This is a genomic window from Streptomyces poriferorum (assembly GCF_019399235.1).
Classification (GTDB): Bacteria; Actinomycetota; Actinomycetes; order Streptomycetales; family Streptomycetaceae; genus Streptomyces; species Streptomyces poriferorum.
Genome location: NZ_JAELVH010000572.1, coordinates 1 through 971 on the forward strand (window position 1 = coordinate 1; position 971 = coordinate 971).

Annotated in this window: 2 protein-coding genes; both read left to right on the forward strand. The window is 73.1% G+C overall.

Going from position 1 to position 971, the window contains the following annotated elements:
- Positions 1 to 344 (forward strand): ATP-binding protein (locus JGS39_RS39715; RefSeq protein WP_219574617.1); only part of this gene is annotated, 344 nt, incomplete at its 5' end.
- 248 nt (positions 345 to 592) lie between these two features.
- Positions 593 to 971 (forward strand): hypothetical protein (locus JGS39_RS39720; RefSeq protein ID WP_219574618.1); only part of this gene is annotated, 379 nt, incomplete at its 3' end.

A 971-nucleotide genomic window follows, 5' to 3' on the forward strand; every position in this document is an offset into this window, starting at 1 on the left:
TCCACCGGACCCGGCCGGCGCTCGGTCCCGAACGCGACGACGATGTCCTGCTGATCGTGTCCGAACTGGTCACCAACGCGGTCCGGCACGCCCCCGGCGGCCCCAGCGCCCTGACCCTGACCACCACCGCGGACACCCTGGACATCGCGGTAACCGACCACTCATGCGTCCCACCCGCCCCCCGTGTCCCGGATCTGATCGACGGCACGGGCGGCATGGGCCTGCACATCGCCGACGACCTGGGGGCCCGGGTCTTCACCGAACCGCTGCCGCGGAAAGTGCGTCCACGCGGCCTTCGACGCGGAGCCGCCCGGGTGAGGCGGGCAGGGGGAGGTGGTCGATGACGTTCTTCATGACCGCCTGGACGGCCTGCCGACGGCCGGTCCGAAGCGCCTGGTGAGCCCGGACCCCTCCGGGGCCGTCGCCCTCTTCGACGAGGTCCACCCGTCGTGGCTGCGCCGTGGCAAGGGGCACGGCCGCCGCTTGCTCACCGACCTCTATGGCTCACCATCTGACCGCACTTGTACGATTTCGAGTCGACGGGCGAGGGATGACACGCCTGGCATTCTCCGAGCTGCGACAAGGACCGATCATGGCGCGCGTACAGACCGGCTGCCCCGACTGCAAGCGATGCACCAACAGCGCCGTCGGTGAAGGCGCACGGAAGGCCGGCCGCTGGACCGCGGGCATTGCGACCATGGGTCTCAGCGAGGCCGGCATGGCCTTCACGCGCAACTGCCGGGGGTGCGGGCACGCCATGTCCCTTCATGACCGCAAGGACAACAGCGCGCTCACACGGGACCCGGACCACCGCGGCGCACCGGTCGTCCCCGGCCACGCAGCCCCTTACCTGCCCGCCCCGGCTCCGGCGTGGGGCGCACCGCCCCCGGCGCCCGCTCCCGCGTGGGGCGCACCGCCCGAGGGCGGGACTCCCGCGTGGGGCGCACCGCCCCCGGCGCCCGCTCCCGCGT